The sequence below is a fragment of the Achromobacter arsenitoxydans SY8 genome (genome assembly GCF_000236785.1).
Lineage (GTDB): Bacteria > Pseudomonadota > Gammaproteobacteria > Burkholderiales > Burkholderiaceae_B > Achromobacter > Achromobacter arsenitoxydans.
This window is the reverse complement of record NZ_AGUF01000064.1, coordinates 34,865-49,720: the sequence shown is the minus strand read 5'-3', so window position 1 is coordinate 49,720 and position 14,856 is coordinate 34,865. Positions and strand designations below refer to the sequence as shown.

General features: G+C 65.9%; 14 protein-coding genes. 8 read left to right on the top strand and 6 right to left on the bottom strand.

What is annotated here, in order from left to right; translation table 11 throughout:
* The first annotated feature begins 102 nt into the window (after positions 1 to 102).
* The 4 genes from ugpB (at position 103) to KYC_RS20050 (ending at position 4,538) form a co-directional block, all read left to right on the top strand.
* Positions 103 to 1,416 carry a sn-glycerol-3-phosphate ABC transporter substrate-binding protein UgpB gene (ugpB, locus tag KYC_RS20065; protein ID WP_008165771.1) on the top strand — a complete coding sequence of 438 codons (1,314 nt, stop codon included), beginning with the start codon at positions 103 to 105 and terminating at the stop codon, positions 1,414 to 1,416.
* 225 nt (positions 1,417 to 1,641) lie between these two features.
* On the top strand, positions 1,642 to 2,523 hold the full coding sequence (gene ugpA, locus KYC_RS20060; RefSeq protein WP_008165768.1) for a sn-glycerol-3-phosphate ABC transporter permease UgpA: 882 nt from the start codon (positions 1,642 to 1,644) through the stop codon (positions 2,521 to 2,523).
* 21 nt (positions 2,524 to 2,544) lie between these two features.
* Complete coding sequence (gene ugpE / locus KYC_RS20055) at positions 2,545 to 3,396, top strand: sn-glycerol-3-phosphate ABC transporter permease UgpE (RefSeq protein WP_008165766.1); 852 nt, start codon at positions 2,545 to 2,547, stop codon at positions 3,394 to 3,396.
* 53 nt (positions 3,397 to 3,449) lie between these two features.
* Complete coding sequence (locus KYC_RS20050; RefSeq protein ID WP_008165764.1) at positions 3,450 to 4,538, top strand: sn-glycerol-3-phosphate import ATP-binding protein UgpC; 1,089 nt, start codon at positions 3,450 to 3,452, stop codon at positions 4,536 to 4,538.
* A gap of 98 nt (positions 4,539 to 4,636) precedes the next feature.
* On the opposite strand, the gene KYC_RS20045 is transcribed toward KYC_RS20050, so the two are convergent.
* Positions 4,637 to 5,764 carry a branched-chain amino acid ABC transporter substrate-binding protein gene (locus KYC_RS20045; protein WP_008165762.1) on the bottom strand — a complete coding sequence of 376 codons (1,128 nt, stop codon included), beginning with the start codon at positions 5,762 to 5,764 and terminating at the stop codon, positions 4,637 to 4,639.
* A gap of 269 nt (positions 5,765 to 6,033) precedes the next feature.
* On the opposite strand from KYC_RS20045, the gene KYC_RS20040 reads away from it, so the two are divergent.
* Positions 6,034 to 6,630 (top strand): RBBP9/YdeN family alpha/beta hydrolase, encoded by a 597-nt coding sequence (locus KYC_RS20040; RefSeq protein ID WP_008165759.1) that lies wholly within the window; start codon positions 6,034 to 6,036, stop codon positions 6,628 to 6,630.
* A 122-nt stretch (positions 6,631 to 6,752) separates the two neighbouring features.
* On the opposite strand, the gene KYC_RS20035 is transcribed toward KYC_RS20040, so the two are convergent.
* The 5 genes from KYC_RS20035 to KYC_RS20015 form a co-directional block, all read right to left on the bottom strand.
* Complete coding sequence (locus tag KYC_RS20035) at positions 6,753 to 7,253, bottom strand: Dps family protein (protein WP_008165757.1); 501 nt, start codon at positions 7,251 to 7,253, stop codon at positions 6,753 to 6,755.
* A gap of 152 nt (positions 7,254 to 7,405) precedes the next feature.
* A complete protein-coding gene (locus KYC_RS20030) occupies positions 7,406 to 8,356 on the bottom strand; it encodes a LysR substrate-binding domain-containing protein (RefSeq protein ID WP_008165754.1) in 951 nt (316 codons plus the stop codon).
* Between the two features lie 79 nt (positions 8,357 to 8,435).
* Complete coding sequence (gene recG, locus KYC_RS20025) at positions 8,436 to 10,526, bottom strand: ATP-dependent DNA helicase RecG (protein WP_008165752.1); 2,091 nt, start codon at positions 10,524 to 10,526, stop codon at positions 8,436 to 8,438.
* Positions 10,527 to 10,566: 40 nt separating this feature from the next.
* Positions 10,567 to 10,953, bottom strand: coding sequence for a Rid family detoxifying hydrolase (locus KYC_RS20020; RefSeq protein WP_008165751.1), 387 nt, complete (start codon positions 10,951 to 10,953; stop codon positions 10,567 to 10,569).
* A gap of 96 nt (positions 10,954 to 11,049) precedes the next feature.
* Entirely contained in the window at positions 11,050 to 11,976 is a 927-nt protein-coding gene (locus KYC_RS20015; protein ID WP_008165749.1) for a LysR family transcriptional regulator, read from the bottom strand.
* Between the two features lie 98 nt (positions 11,977 to 12,074).
* Here KYC_RS20015 and KYC_RS20010 point away from each other — a divergent pair, with 98 nt between their 5' ends.
* The 3 genes from KYC_RS20010 to KYC_RS20000 are packed head-to-tail and all read left to right on the top strand — an operon-like array spanning position 12,075 to position 14,818.
* The gene (locus tag KYC_RS20010; protein WP_008165747.1) at positions 12,075 to 13,433 is read left to right on the top strand and encodes an acyclic terpene utilization AtuA family protein; all 1,359 of its coding nucleotides are present in this window, start codon (positions 12,075 to 12,077) and stop codon (positions 13,431 to 13,433) included.
* Positions 13,430 to 13,819: an AtuA-related protein gene (locus KYC_RS20005; protein ID WP_008165746.1), complete on the top strand. Its 390-nt coding sequence runs from the start codon at positions 13,430 to 13,432 to the stop codon at positions 13,817 to 13,819. The genes KYC_RS20010 and KYC_RS20005 overlap by 4 nt, the downstream gene beginning before the upstream one ends.
* A 39-nt stretch (positions 13,820 to 13,858) precedes the next feature.
* On the top strand, positions 13,859 to 14,818 hold the full coding sequence (locus tag KYC_RS20000) for a Bug family tripartite tricarboxylate transporter substrate binding protein (RefSeq protein ID WP_008165744.1): 960 nt from the start codon (positions 13,859 to 13,861) through the stop codon (positions 14,816 to 14,818).
* Positions 14,819 to 14,856: the final 38 nt, after the last annotated feature.

Genomic DNA, 14,856 nt, shown 5'->3' with positions numbered 1-14,856 from the left:
AGACTGATGTGAAAGTCACGGTTTTGTCACAAACAATTCATAAGGTGACGTGTTTCTGCGCCCGGACACCCCGGACGCAACACGCCCAACTGGAGAACCTTCATGCGATCCCACCGTATTGCCCTGACCTTTGCCGCCATCATGACGGCTTTCGCCGGCGCTTCCGCGCAAGCAGCCACCGAGATCCAGTTCTGGCATTCGATGGAAGGCGCCCTGGGCGACCGCGTCAATGGCCTGGTCGAGGAATTCAACAAGAAGAACCCCGACTTCGTGGTCAAGGCCGTCTACAAGGGCAACTACGGTGAATCCATGAACGCCGGCATCGCCGCGTTCCGCGCCGGCAATGCGCCGGACATCCTGCAAGTCTTCGAAGTGGGCACCGCCACCATGATGTACGCCAAGGGCGCCATCAAGCCGGTGCAGCAGATGTCCGAAGAAGTCGGCAACCCGATCGATCCGAAGGAATTCATCGGCGCCGTGGCCGGCTACTACTCGTCGGCCGACGGCAAGCTGGTGTCGATGCCCTTCAACAGCTCGACCGTGGTGTTCTACTACAACAAGGACGCCTTCAAGAAGGCCGGCCTGGACGCCGACAATCCCCCCAAGACCTGGGAAGAGCTGGCCGCAGCCGGCCAGAAGCTGAAGGCCGCCGGCCAGGAATGCGGCTACACGACGTCGTGGCCGTCCTGGACCCAGCTTGAAACCTTCTCGGCCTGGCACAACGTGCCGTACGCCACCAAGGACAACGGCTTCGGCGGCCTGGATGCGCGCATCGCCATCAACACCCCGCTGCACGTGCGCCACCTTGAAAACCTGGCCAAGCTCGGCAAGGAAGGCGTCTTCATGTACGGCGGTCGCGGCGACGAGCCCAACTCGCTGTTCATCAGCGGCAAGTGCGCCATGATCACCGGTTCGTCCGGCCTGCGCGCCAACATCGCCAAGAACGCCAAGTTCGAATTCGGCACCTCCACCCTGCCCTACTACGCAGACGTGCAAGGCGCGCCGCAGAACACCATCATCGGCGGCGCTTCGCTGTGGGTCTTCGCCAACAAGAAGCCGGAAACCTACAAGGGCGTGACCGCGTTCTTCAAGTTCCTGGCCAGCCCGGAAATCGCCGCCCGCTGGCACCAGCAGACCGGCTACGTGCCCGTCACCAAGGCCGCCTATGAGCTGACCAAGAAGGACGGCTTCTACGACAAGAACCCCGGCACTGAAGTCGGCGTGAAGCAGCTCAACGTCGAAACCACCGCGCAATCTCGCGGCCTGCGCCTGGGCTTCCTGCCGCAGATCCGCGAAATCGAGGACGCTGAAATCGAACGCATCGTGTCCGGCAAGGTCGCCCCCAAGGACGGCGCCGAAAACATCGTCAAGCGCGGCAACGAACTGCTGGAAAAGTTCGAGAAGAGTGTAAAGTAACGCCCTTTCCCGCGGTCTGACCGCTGCCTTGTCAATCGGCATTTTCCATGCCTGGGCAAGGACTTATGAGGCTTAAAGCCCTGGTTTTTTTAGGGCTTTAAGCCTATCGTGTTTTTATGAGTGCCGGAGCTTTCGGTCTCCGGGCGCCTGCGCGCGATGCGCGCGCGGGCAGTTTCAGGCGGCGGTTATTCCAACCGCCGCTTTTCTGTACCTTGGGTTCCCCCTATGGAAAAACGCGTTGTATTCGGGCACAAGACCTTGCCCTATCTGCTGCTCCTGCCGCAGCTGATCATCACCGTGGTGTTTTTCTTCCTCCCCGCCGGACAAGCCATGTGGCAGTCCATGCGCCTGGAAGACGCCTTCGGACTGTCCTCCGAGTTCGTCGGACTGGACAACTTCTACGAATTGTTCTCGCAGCAGGCCTACCTGGATTCCTTCCGCGTAACGGCCTTCTTCTCGGTCATGGTGGCGGGCGTCGGCCTGGCCGTGTCCCTGGTGCTGGCCGTCATGGCCGACCGCGTCATCCGCGGCGCCGGACTCTACAAGACCCTGCTCATCTGGCCGTACGCGGTCGCGCCCGCCGTCGTGGGCGTGCTGTGGCTGTTCCTGTTCTCGCCTTCCGTCGGCATCCTGGCCGTGGCCCTGCGCAAATCGGGTGTGGACTGGAATCCGCGCCTGGACGGCAACCAGGCCATGACGCTGGTGATCATCGCCGCCGTCTGGAAGCAGGTGTCGTACAACTTCCTGTTCTTCCTGGCCGGCCTGCAGTCGATCCCGCGCTCGCTGATCGAAGCCGCCGCGATCGACGGCGCCAGCCCCTCGCGCCGCTTCTGGACCATCGTCTTCCCGCTGCTGTCGCCCACCACGTTCTTCCTGCTGGTGGTCAACATCATCTACGCCTTCTTCGACACCTTCGCCGTGATCGACACGACGACGCAGGGCGGCCCGGGCACGGCAACCTCGATCCTGGTCTACAAGGTGTACAGCGACGGCTTCCGCGGCCTGGATCTCGGCTCGTCCGCCGCCCAGTCCGTCGTCCTGATGTTCATTGTGGTTGCCTTGACGGTCGCGCAGTTCCGCTACGTCGACCGCAAAGTGCAGTATTGATTTTGTTCGAGGCTAATAACAATGGTTGAACGCCGTCCCTGGCTGGATATTCTGGCCCACGTCATTCTGCTCTGCGGCGTGGCGATGGTGGCATTTCCGCTTTACGTCACTTTCGTCGCGTCGACCCAGACCGCGCAGGAAGTGGCGCAGGCGCCGATGTCCCTGATTCCCGGTCCGCATTTCGTGGACAACTACATGCAGGCTCTGTTCGGCGGATCGTCGGGCGGCGCTTCCGGCGCGCCGGTCGGCCGCATGATGTACGTCAGCCTGATCATGGCGCTGGCCATCTCGATCGGCAAGATCGCGATCTCGCTGCTGTCGGCTTTCGCGGTCGTGTACTTCCGTTTCCCGGGCCGCATGTTCTTTTTCTGGATGATCTTCGTCACGCTCATGCTGCCCGTCGAAGTCCGGATCGCGCCCACCTACAAGGTCGTCGCGGACCTGGGGCTGCTCAACAGCTACGCGGGCCTGACCCTGCCGCTGATCGCGTCGGCCACGGCCACGTTCCTGTTCCGCCAGTTCTTCCTGACGGTGCCGGACGAACTGATCGAAGCCGCGCGCATCGACGGCGCCGGCCCCGTGCGCTTCTTCCGCGACGTGCTGCTGCCGCTGTCCAAGACCAGCATCGCCGCGCTGTTCGTGATCCAGTTCATCTACGGTTGGAACCAGTATCTGTGGCCGCTGCTGGTCACCACCCGCGAAGACATGTACCCCGTCGTCATCGGCATCAAGCGGATGATCAGCGGCGGCGACAGCGTCACCGAATGGAACATCACCATGGCTACCGCCATGCTCGCGATGATCCCGCCGGCGCTGGTCGTCATCCTGATGCAGAAATGGTTCGTCAAGGGCCTGGTCGACACTGAGAAGTGAACCCCGCCCCCCGCCCTGGCCCACCCGAACACGACTCCGAACACGAATAACTCATGGCTACTCTCAGCTTCCGTAAAGTCAAGAAAACCTACGCCGGCAACGTGCCTGTCATCCATGGCATCGACATGGACGTCAAGGACGGCGAATTCATCGTCATCGTCGGCCCGTCCGGCTGCGGCAAATCCACCCTGATGCGCATGGTCGCGGGCCTGGAAACCGTCACCAGCGGCGAAATCGTGATCGACGACAAGGTCGTGAACAACCTGGAGCCCGCTGAACGCGACATCGCGATGGTGTTCCAGAACTACGCGCTCTACCCGCACATGACCGTGTTCGAAAACATGGCCTACGGCTTGAAGATCCGCAAGTTCTCCAAGGAAGAAATCAAGAAGCGCGTCGACGACGCCGCGCAGATCCTGGAACTGGGCCACCTGCTCGACCGCCGTCCGCGCGCGCTTTCCGGCGGCCAGCGCCAGCGCGTCGCCATGGGCCGCGCCATCGTGCGCGAACCCAAGGTGTTCCTGTTCGACGAACCGCTGTCGAACCTGGACGCCAAGCTGCGCGTGGCCATGCGCCTTGAAATCATGAAGCTGCACCGCCGCCTCGGCACCACCAGCCTGTACGTGACGCACGACCAGGTCGAGGCCATGACGCTGGCGCACCGCATGATCGTCATGTACCAGGGCGTGCCCGAGCAGATCGGCACGCCGATGGAAGTGTTCGAAAAGCCCGCCTCCACCTTCGTGGCCGGCTTCATCGGCTCGCCCCCGATGAACCTGATGGAAGTGGTGGTGGCCGGCGACGGCACCGTCCAGACCGCCGACGGCAACGCGCTCGACATCTCGCCGCTGCAGGTCCCGTCGCAAGTGCGCGGCCGCAAGGTCATCATGGGCCTGCGCCCCGAGCACATGCTGCTGAACACGCAAGGCGTGCCGGCCGAGGTCGAGATGGTCGAAACGCTTGGTTCCGAGCAACTGGTCCACTGCCGCTGCGGCAAGAGCACGCTGGTCGTGCGCTGCACCACGCGCCAGCTGTCCGAGTCCTCGGCCAAAGTCGGCGACCGCGTCAATGTCGGCCCGGACGGCCGCCATGCCCTGCACTGGTTCGAGGCCGACACCGGCCGCCGCGTGCAAGGCCTGTAACGCCTAGCCTTCGGGCGCTCAAATGCAAACCGGGCCGCAAGCTGATGCTTGCGGCCCGGTTTTCTTTCAGGCGGCGGGCCGGCGGCCCGCCCCGCGGCTTACTTGAAGACGGTCTTGGAGCCGTCCTTGTGCCAGACGAAGACGTCGAATTGGAAGTTCGTCAGGTCGCCCTGCTTGTTCCACGACACCTTGCCGATAGGCGTCTCGAAGGAATTGGCGTGCAGGTACTTGGCGACCTTGGTCGGGTCGTCGGTGCCGGCGCCCTTGATGCCGTCCGCGATGACCTGCGTGGCCGCGTAGGCAGTCATCTGGAAGGCGCCGCTGGCGTTGCGCTTCTTGGCTTCGAAGGCTTTCACGATGTCGGCGTTGGCGGCGTTCTGGGTAAAGTCGGCCGGCAGCGTCAGCAGCATGCCTTCGACGGCGTCGCCCGCAATGGCGTTGATGTCCGGATTGCCCGTGCCTTCCGGACCCATCCACTTCGCCTTCACGCCCTGCTCGGCCGCCTGGCGCAGCAACAGGCCCATTTCAGGGTGATAGCCGCCGTAGTAGACGAAGTCCACGCCCTGGCTCTTGAGCTTGGTGATGACGGCCGAATAGTCGCTGTCGCCGGCGTTGATACCTTCGAAGATCGCGACGGCCACACCACCCTTTTCCAGGTCGTTCTTGACCGCCGTGGCGATGCCCTGGCCATACGACTGCTTATCGTGCAGCACGGCGACCTTCTTGGGCTTGATCTTTTCAAGGATGAACTTGGCGGCGGCGGGGCCCTGCTGGTCGTCGCGGCCGATCGTGCGGAAGATGAACTCGTAGTTCTTGCCGTCGGTCACGGCCGGCGACGTGGCCGACGGTGTGACCATGACCACGCCTTCGTTGTTGTAGACGTCGGCGGCGGCGATGGTGGCGCCCGAGCACACGTGGCCCACCACGAATCCGATCTTGCTGTTGACGACGCGGTTGGCGGCCACCGGCCCCTGCTTGGGTTCGCAACCGTCGTCGATCACGACGGTTTCCAGCTTCTTGCCGTTGATGCCGCCGGCGGCGTTGATGCGCTCGACCGCGGTATCGACCCCTTCACGGACCATATCGCCATACTGCGTGACCGCGCCCGTGGTGGGGCCGACGACGCCGATCTTGATGGTTTGGGCCTGCGCGGCGGCGCCAAACGTCAAACCAGCGGCGACGCCCAGCGCTGCGATGACCGGGGTCAGACGAAATACTGGCTTCATGAGTGGACTCCTCGAATGACTTGTAATCGTTGATACGTCGGCCGGGCGGACTGCCGGATATTGCTGATGGCCACGCCCCGCGACGGTGCATTTGCACGGCAAGCATACACTGAAATATCTCGGCAATCGGCCGCTCCGGGACGGGTTTTCCGGACGTTTGATATTGCACCGCGCCATTGCCTGGACGGGTCCGCTTTATTCCGAACGTCGTATATGCAAAAGACGATTAATTCGTTTGAGTAACTAAAGCGCGGCGGCATCATTGCCGCATGAGACTCCAACCGATAATCGTCCCGGGCTGGAAAAACTCCGGCCCCGACCACTGGCAATCCCGGTGGCAAGCCCTGCTGCCGCATGCCTGCCGCATCGCTCAAAGCGACTGGCAGAATCCGCGCCCCGCCGATTGGATAGCCCGCCTCGCGGCCGACGTCGACGACGCCCGCAGCCCGGTCCTGCTCATCGCCCACAGCCTGGGATGCCTGATCAGCGCCGCGCTGCCCGTGCCTTTGCGCGCCAAGGTCGCTGGCGCCCTGCTGGTCGCGCCCGCCGACATCGAGCGGCCGGACGCGCCCGAGTGCCTGCGCGCCTTCGCGCCCATCCCCCGCCAGCCGCTGCCCTTCCAGAGCGTGGTGGTGGCGAGCGACGACGATCCCTATTGCGCGCTGGAACGCGCGCGCACGTTCGCGGCGGACTGGGGCAGCCGCGTGGTCGTCCTGCCCAACGCCGGCCACATCAATGCCGATAGCGGCCTGGGCGACTGGCCGCAAGGACTGAAGCTGCTGGGCGCACTGCGCCGCCGCGCATCGTGGCGCATCCCCACACCGGCCAAACGCATTCCCCCCATCCCGCTCCACGATCCCGCCTAGGCCCCTGTCTGCTTGAGAACATAGCCGCCTGCGGGCGGCGCTTGACCGTGCCCGCAAAAAAAAAGGCCGTCTTCCCTGGCTGGGAAGACGGCCGGCTGGTCAAGCGGCCTGCGATTACAGGCTTACTGCAGCAAGCTGCGCAGCATCCAGGCGTTCTTTTCGTGCACGTCCAGGCGCTGCGTCAGCAGGTCGGCCGTGGGCTGGTCGTTGGCGGCGTCCGCCTTTTCGAACGCGGCGCGCGCGGTCTTGGCGACGGATTCATTCGCGTCCACCAGCAGACGCACCATTTCCAGGGCTTCCGGCACCGAGTCCGGCTCGGAGATGGACGAAAGCTTGGAGTATTCGCGGTACGTGCCCGGCGCGTAGTGGCCCAAAGCGCGGATGCGTTCGGCCACGCTGTCCAGGGCGTTCCATTCTTCCGTGTACTGCGTCATGAACATCAGGTGCAGCGTGTTGAACATTGGCCCCGTGACGTTCCAGTGGAAGTTGTGCGTCATCAGGTACAGCGTGTACGAATCGGCGAGCAGCTTGGACAGTTCGCCGGCGACTGCGGCGCGGTCCTTGTCCGAAATACCGATGTTGATGCGCGGAACGCTCGAGGTCTTCTTGGTGGACTTGGCCATTGCTAGCTCCTATGGAAAGAGGGACAAAATAAGGATACCACTGCAAACCTGACAGAATGGTGGCCGCGGGCAGGTCAGGCTCAATCCGCCGTGCGACCTTTTGACACGCCTCAAGCCGGCCCTTCGACGGCCGGCATGCGCGCGCGGCGCCGTCAATCCTGCACCGCCGCCACCTCGCCCGCCAGCATTTTCACGCCGGGCAGCTCGCATTCGTAAACGGCCTGCGCCAGCGCCTCGATCGCGGCCAGGCGCGGGAAGCTGCGGCGCCAGGCCAGCACCACGCGGCGTTCCGGCACATGTCCTTCGAAAGGCAGGTATCGCAGCAGGCTGTTCGCGGGTGGATGCTCGGGCACGGCGGTGACCGGCAGCACGGTGACGCCGATACCGGCGGCGACCATATGGCGAATGGTCTCCAGCGACGATCCTTCGAACGTGCGCTGGATGCCGTCGCTGGCGGCCGAAAAGCGCGACAGTTCGGGGCAGACTTCCAGGACCTGGTCCCGGAAGCAATGGCCGCTGCCCAGCAGCAGCATGGTCTGCTGCTTGAGGTCCTGTGCATCAATGGCCTTGTGCTGCGCAAGCTCGTGATCGTTGGGCACCGCCACAACGAAAGGCTCGTCGTACAAGGGCTGCATCACCAGCCCGGCTTCGGGCAGCGGCAAGGCCATGATGGCGCAGTCGATCTCGCCCTGGCGCAGCAGCTCGACCAGCCGCACCGTGAAATTCTCTTGCAGCAGCAACGGCATCTGCGGCGTGCGTCCGATCTGCACCGGCACCAGCTTGGGCAGCAGGTACGGGCCGATGGTGTGGATGACGCCCACGCGCAGGGGCCCGGCCAGCGGATCATGGCCCTGCCTTGCGATTTCCTTGATGCTCGCGCTTTCCTCCAGCACCTTCTGCGCCTGGGCGACGATGCGCTGGCCGATGGGCGTCACTCCGACCTCGGCGCCTCCGCGCTCGAACAGCGTCACGCCCAATTCGTCTTCCAGCTTGCGGATGGCCACCGACAGCGTCGGCTGGCTGACGAAACAGGCCTCGGCCGCGCGGCCGAAATGCCGCTCGCGCGCAACGGCGACGATGTACTTCAGTTCGGTGAGAGTCATGGTGGACTACGCCCCCGGGGTTATGTGCCGGCCCCATGGCCGGCGCTTGCAGGATTAAGGTTCGTGGCGGGCCGCATGGTCAGGTCCGCAAAAAGTCTTCGCGGCCGCGCATCCAGCGCGCCAGGTGCGCCTCTACGGCGGCGGGATGTTCGGCGCGCAGCCAGACCGCCGCATCGCGAGCGTCTTCCGCGATCGCGGCGTCGGTCTCCAGGTCGGCAAAGCGCAGCAGCGCCATGCCCGACTGACGCGTGCCCAGGAATTCCCCCGGGCCGCGCTGTTCCAGGTCGCGCCGGGCGATTTCAAAACCGTCCGACGTTTCAAACATGGCGCGCAGGCGTTCGCGGGCCACCTGCGAGAGCGGGGTCTGGTAAAGCAGCACGCACACCGATTCGGCGGTGCCGCGGCCTACCCGCCCGCGCAGCTGGTGCAACTGGGCCAGCCCGAAGCGTTCGGCGTGTTCGATCACCATCAGCGACGCGTTCGGCACGTCCACGCCGACCTCGATCACGGTGGTGGCCACCAGCAGGTCCACTTCGCCGTCGCGAAAGGCCTGCATCACGGCGGCCTTCTCGGCTTGCGGCAGGCGCCCATGGACCAAGCCGATGCGCAGGTCCGGCAGGTCTGCCCGCATGCCTTCGTAAGTGTCCACGGCCGTCTGCAATTCGAGGGCCTCACTTTCCTCGACCAGTGGACAGACCCAGTAAGCCTGCTGCCCGCCGCGCGCGGCCTGGGCAATGTGCGCGATGACTTCCTCGCGCCGCGCGTCCGAGACCAGCTTGGTCAGCACGGGGCTGCGGCCCGGCGGCAGTTCGTCGATGACGGACACGTCCAGATCGGCGAAGAAGGTCATGGCCAGCGTGCGCGGGATGGGCGTGGCGCTCATGTTGAGCTGGTGCGGCACGATGCGCCCGCGCACGGTTTCACCCTTGCGCGTCAGCGCCAGGCGCTGCCCCACGCCGAAGCGGTGTTGCTCGTCGACGATGGACAGACCAAGCCGGTGGAATTCCACGTGGTCCTGGATCAGCGCCTGCGTGCCGACCACGAGCTGCACGCTGCCGTCGGCCGCCGCCGCCGCGGCCTCGCGGCGGGCCTTGGCGCTGAGGCTGCCGCTGAGCCAGGCGACGTTCACGCCCAGCGGCTGAAGCCAGGACACCAGTTTGCGGAAATGCTGCTCGGCCAGGATTTCGGTGGGCGCCATCAGCGCCACCTGCGCGCCGCCGGCAATGGCCTGCGCCGCCGCGATGGCGGCCACCACGGTCTTGCCGCTGCCGACGTCGCCCTGCAGCAGACGGTGCATGGGATACGGCTTGGCCAGGTCGGCGGATATTTCCTGCACCACGCGCTCTTGCGCGCCCGTCAGCTTGAACGGCAGCGTTTCGTATAGCTTTTCGACGAGACCGCCCCGCCCCGTCTGGATGGGCAGGGACTCCGCTTCCTTGATGCGCCGCGCAGCTCGCGCCGCCGCCAGCGACAGTTGCTGCGCCAGCAGTTCGTCAAACTTGATCCGCCGCCAGGCGGGATGCACGCGGTCCAGCAAGGCCTGCTCCGACTCGCCCTGGGCCGGCGTGTGCAGGGCGCGGATGGCGGGCTCGAAGGGCGGCAGGTCGTAGCGGGCCCGCGCTGCGTCAGGCAGAGTGTCGGACAGGTCCGCGCGATCCAGCGCCTGCGCAATGGCGCGGCGCAGGGTGAGCTGCGGCAGACCCTCGGTCGTGGGATAGACGGGTGTGAGCGCCGTCGGCAGCGGCGCGTCGGCGCTGGTCATGCGCGGATGCACCATCTCGCGGCCGAACAGGCCGCCGCGCACTTCGCCGCGGGCGCGCAGACGCTTGCCCACCGTGACCTGCTTCTGCTGGCTGGGATAGAAATTCAGCCAGCGCAATTGCAGTTCGCCACTGTCGTCCGCCAGCGTGGCGGTCAACTGGCGCCGGGGCCGGTACAGCACCTCGGACTTGGTGATCTCGCCTTCCACCTGGCCGGCAAAGCCAGGGCGCAGCGAACTGATCGGGATGACGCGGGTTTCGTCTTCGTAGCGCAGCGGCAGGTGCAGCACGAAGTCCTCGGGCAGCACCAAGCCCAGATTACGGAGCTTGCGCTCTGTATCCGTCATTGGTTTGCCGGCGCCGTTCTTGTCGGCGCCGGTTCGCTTGGAGGCCACGGCCGCGGCCGGCATGAAGGAACGAACCCCTGGGTATGAAACGTCCGGGCGCGCCTTACAGGACCAGGATGGCCTCGACCTCGAACTGCGCGCCCTTGGGCAGGCTGGCCACGCCGATGGTGGAGCGCGCCGGGAACGGCTGGGGGATCAATTCGGCCATGATGGCGTTGGCCGCCGTGAACTTGCCCAGGTCGGTCAGGAACAGCGTCAGCTTGACTACGTTATCCAGCGTGCCGCCGGCCGCCGTGATCACTTCCTGCATGTTGGCGAAAGCCTGACGCACCTGGGCGTCGAAGTTTTCGGAAACCAGGTCGCCGGTGCCCGGCTCCAGGCCGATCTGGCCCGAGAGGTAGACAGTCTTGGTGCCGCTGACGGCAACCGCTTGCGAGTAAGGGCCGACCGCGGCGGGCGCGGTGTCGGTATGAATGATTTGCTTGCTCATGGGCGGAATCCTTCTGGTGACGGATAGAAGCTACAACTATCGAAGTTTAAACAGCAATAGACATTTGCGAAAGTGGCGGTTGGCCGTAGAGATGATCTAGGGCATGTCCCGGACATCCGCCTCATGACCTGCGCCGCCGATATCCCCCCGATGTGCGATGAGCAGATCGGCCAGCGCCTGCGCCGCGACGGACAGCCCGCGGCCCTTGCGCCGCACCAGGTAAAGCGGCCGGGTCAGCGCGCGCCCTGCGAGCGGCACGACGCGCAGGTCGTCGCTGCGGAAATGGAACAGCGTCATGGCGGGCACGACGGACACGCCCAGGCCGGCACGCACCAGGCCGGTTACGGTCGCCAGGTGTTCCACCTCGAACACCGGCAAGGGCGCTTCGGCTCCCAGCGCCTCGTCCAGATGTTTGCGCACACTGCTGCCGCGCGCAAGCTGTATGACGGGATGCCGCAATACATCTCGCAGCCGCACCCGCGCCTGCCCCGCCAGCGGATGATCCGCGCGGCACACCAGGAAATAGCGATCGGCGTGCAGGAATTCGCTATCCAGGTCCGTCATGTCGGGCCGGCGCGAGGCCACTGCGAAATCCACCACCCCGTTCTGCACCATATCCAGGCAGGGATCCAGCAAGGCGTCGCGCAGGTCGAGCACGATGCCCGGATGCACGTCGCGGAACCGCGCCAGCAGGTCGGGCAGCCACCCCGCGGCCAGCGACGGCAGTGCGGCCAGCGTCACGCGGCCGCGCCGGCGGGCCGCAAGATCGCGCAGGTCGCCCATGGCAAGGTCCATGTCCGCCAGCAAGCGGCGCGCCGAGGCGTCCAGCACCCGGCCTTCCGCGGTGAGCTCTACATGGCGCGTATTGCGGTCGAACAGGCGCAGGCCGGCGCTGTCCTCCAGCGACCGTATGAGGGCGCTGAAAGCCGGTTGTGTCAGGTGGCAGCGCTGCGCCGCGCGCGTGAAGTGCCGTTCGTCGGCCAGGGCCACGAAAGCGCGCAGTTGGCGGGACGATAGATTCATGGCTTTCCTGGATTAATTGATCCGATTTTTCTATTTTACGGATGAGCGGCGCTTGCCTATAGTGGCCTGGAACAATTCCGTACGCGCCTGGATCATCCATGTCTCAAACTCCCCTGCTCATCGGCTGCGCCTCCGGCTTCTCCGGCGACCGCAGCGACGGCGCCGCGGCCGTGGTCCGCACTCTCGCCGCCCAAGGCGGCGGCACGCTCATCTTCGAGACGCTGGCCGAACGCACCCTGGCGCTCGCGCAGCTGGCGCGCAACGACGACCCGCGGCGCGGCTATGAACCGCTGCTGGACGAACTGGTGGGCCCGATCCTGGCCGACTGCCTGCGCCACGGCATCCGCATCGTCAGCAACTTCGGCGCGGCCAATCCACCCGCCGCCGCCAGGCGCATCGCCGAACTGGCGCGCGAACAGGGCCTGCCCGCGCCGCGCATCGCCGTCGTGCACGGCGACGCGCTGAACACGCCTGCCCACCGCGACCTGCTGGCGCAGCGCCTGGGCGCGGCGCTGGACGGCCTGGACATCGTCAGCGCCACCGCCTACCTCGGCGCTACCGAAATCGCGCAGGCGCTGGCCGCAGGCGCCCAGATCGTGGTGGCCGGCCGCGTGGCCGACCCGTCGTTGACGCTGGGCCCCGCGCTGGCCCACTTCGGCTGGGACCCGGCGGACTGGCCCCGGCTGGGACGCGCCACCATGGCCGGCCACATGCTGGAATGCGGGCTGCAAGTGACAGGCGGCTATTTCTGCGTCCCGGGCCTGAAGGAAGTGCCGGACGTGCATGCCGCGGGCTTTCCGATCGCCGAGATTCACGCCGACGGCGAGTTCGTGATCGGCAAGGCCGAAGGCACGGGCGGCGCCGTCGACGCCCGCACCGTGAAGGAACAATTGCTTTACGAGGTCCACGACCCCGAGCGCTACCTGACGCCGGACGTGGTGGCCGACCTGAGCCAGGCCACCGTGGTGGAGCTGGGCGGCAACCGCGTCGCCGTCCACGGCATCACCGGCCACGCCCGTCCTCCCGAACTCAAGGTGAATGTCTGCTACCGCGGCGGCTGGCTGGCCGAAGCCGAGATCTCGTACGCGGGCGTGCAGGCCGAGGCGCGCGCCCGGCTCGCCGCCGACATCGTGCAAAAGCGCCTGGGCCCGGCGTTCAAGCTGCGCGCCGACCTGATCGGCGCCATCAGCATCCTGGGCGACGACGCGGGCGAAATGCGCCGCGCCCTGCCCGATGGCCACGCCCGCGACGTACGGCTGCGGCTGGCGGGCGAACACGCCGATCGCGCGCAGGCCGAACGCATCCTGCGCGAGGTGACCGCGCTGTACACCTGCGGCCCGGCCGGCGGCGGCGGCGTGCGCACCGCCCTGCGTCCGCGCCTGAACATGATGTCCTGCACCATTCCCCGCGAGGCCGTGGACAGCGGCTGGAACTTCCTGGAGGAAATCGCGCCATGACCCAGACTTCCGCCCCGATCGCCGTGCCGCTGTACCGGCTGGCCCACAGCCGCTCCGGAGACAAGGGCGACATCTCGAACCTGAGCCTTATCGCCTGGGACCCCGAATGCTATGACGTGCTGGCCGCGCAAGTCACCGAGTCGCGCGTCGCGGCGTGGTTCGCCTACCGCCACCCCGCGCGCGTCACGCGCTATGCGCTGCCCACGCTACACGCCATGAACTTCGTGCTCGAAGGCGTGCTGGACGGCGGCGTCAACGACGCGCTGAATCTCGACACGCACGGCAAGAGCCTGTCTTTCAGATTGCTGGACATGACGGTGGAGGTCAGCCCCGCGCTGGCGAGCCGGCTGCCAGACATACCCGGCGACTGCCCTGCGGCCGCCTGACTTCCACACCCATAAGAAAACACCACAGGAGACACACCCATGCGCATCGCTACCAAAGGCCGACTGGCCTTGCTGCTGGCCGCCCTGCCCTTCGCGGCCATGGCGCAATTCCCCGCCAAGCCCATCACGTTCATCGTGCCCTTCGCGGCGGGCAGCGCCACCGACCAGATCGGCCGGGCCATCGGCCAGGGCGTCACCGAACAGACGGGCCAGGCCGTGGTCATCGAAAACAAGCCTGGCGCCAGCGCGATGATCGGCGCCGCCGCCGGGGCGCGCGCCGCGCCGGACGGCTACACCGTGCTGATCACCACCAACACGACGCACGCCGCCAACGAACACCTGTACAAGACGCTGACCTACGATCCGGTCAAGGACTACGCCCCGCTGACCCTGCTGGGCAAGGGCGGCCAGATCATGGTCGTCAATCCGAATTCCAAAGCCAAGACCGTGGGGGACTTCCTGGCGCAGGCCAAGCAGTCTCCGGGCAAGCTCAGCTTCGGCAGCGGCAGCTCCAGCAGCCGCATCGCGGGCGAACTGCTGCAGCAGATGGCGGGCGTGCAGTTGCTGCACGTGCCGTACAAGAGCAATCCGCTTGCAGTCACCGACCTCCTGGGCGGCCAGATCGACATGATGATCACCGACACGGCTACCGGCCTGCCGCAGGTCAAGTCGGGCAAGCTGCGCGCGCTGGGCGTCACCGGCCAGGCGCGTTCCCCGCTGGCGCCAGACGTGCCCACCATTGCCGAGGCCGGCGTCCCGGGCTACGAGATGGGCTACTGGTTCGCGGCCTACGCGCCGGCCGGCACGCCTCCTGATGTGGTCAAGCGCCTGAACGAATTGCTGGTCAACGCCACCAAGACCAAGCCTGCGCTGCAGTTCTACTCGCAGACCGGCACGGACGCGGCCACGTCCACGCCCGACGAACTGGCGAAATTCCAGCAAGCCGAATCCAGGAAGTGGGGCGACATCATCAAGAAGGCCGGCATCCAGCCGGAATGAGGCCTGCCAATAGCGGCGCATCAATTGGCATGTAGGAG

Bases quoted from the DNA above. Each gene is read 5' to 3' on its own strand.
- KYC_RS20020 (WP_008165751.1), bottom strand. From the start codon at position 10,953: ATGAGCAAGCAAATCATTCATACCGACACCGCGCCCGCCGCGGTCGGC.
- KYC_RS20045 (WP_008165762.1), bottom strand. From the start codon at position 5,764: ATGAAGCCAGTATTTCGTCTGACCCCGGTCATCGCAGCGCTGGGCGTC.
- KYC_RS20015 (WP_008165749.1), bottom strand. From the start codon at position 11,976: ATGAATCTATCGTCCCGCCAACTGCGCGCTTTCGTGGCCCTGGCCGAC.
- recG (WP_008165752.1), bottom strand. From the start codon at position 10,526: ATGCCGGCCGCGGCCGTGGCCTCCAAGCGAACCGGCGCCGACAAGAAC.
- KYC_RS20030 (WP_008165754.1), bottom strand. From the start codon at position 8,356: ATGACTCTCACCGAACTGAAGTACATCGTCGCCGTTGCGCGCGAGCGG.
- KYC_RS20000 (WP_008165744.1), top strand. From the start codon at position 13,859: ATGCGCATCGCTACCAAAGGCCGACTGGCCTTGCTGCTGGCCGCCCTG.
- ugpB (WP_008165771.1), top strand. From the start codon at position 103: ATGCGATCCCACCGTATTGCCCTGACCTTTGCCGCCATCATGACGGCT.
- ugpE (WP_008165766.1), top strand. From the start codon at position 2,545: ATGGTTGAACGCCGTCCCTGGCTGGATATTCTGGCCCACGTCATTCTG.
- ugpA (WP_008165768.1), top strand. From the start codon at position 1,642: ATGGAAAAACGCGTTGTATTCGGGCACAAGACCTTGCCCTATCTGCTG.
- KYC_RS20005 (WP_008165746.1), top strand. From the start codon at position 13,430: ATGACCCAGACTTCCGCCCCGATCGCCGTGCCGCTGTACCGGCTGGCC.
- KYC_RS20010 (WP_008165747.1), top strand. From the start codon at position 12,075: ATGTCTCAAACTCCCCTGCTCATCGGCTGCGCCTCCGGCTTCTCCGGC.
- KYC_RS20040 (WP_008165759.1), top strand. From the start codon at position 6,034: ATGAGACTCCAACCGATAATCGTCCCGGGCTGGAAAAACTCCGGCCCC.
- KYC_RS20050 (WP_008165764.1), top strand. From the start codon at position 3,450: ATGGCTACTCTCAGCTTCCGTAAAGTCAAGAAAACCTACGCCGGCAAC.
- KYC_RS20035 (WP_008165757.1), bottom strand. From the start codon at position 7,253: ATGGCCAAGTCCACCAAGAAGACCTCGAGCGTTCCGCGCATCAACATC.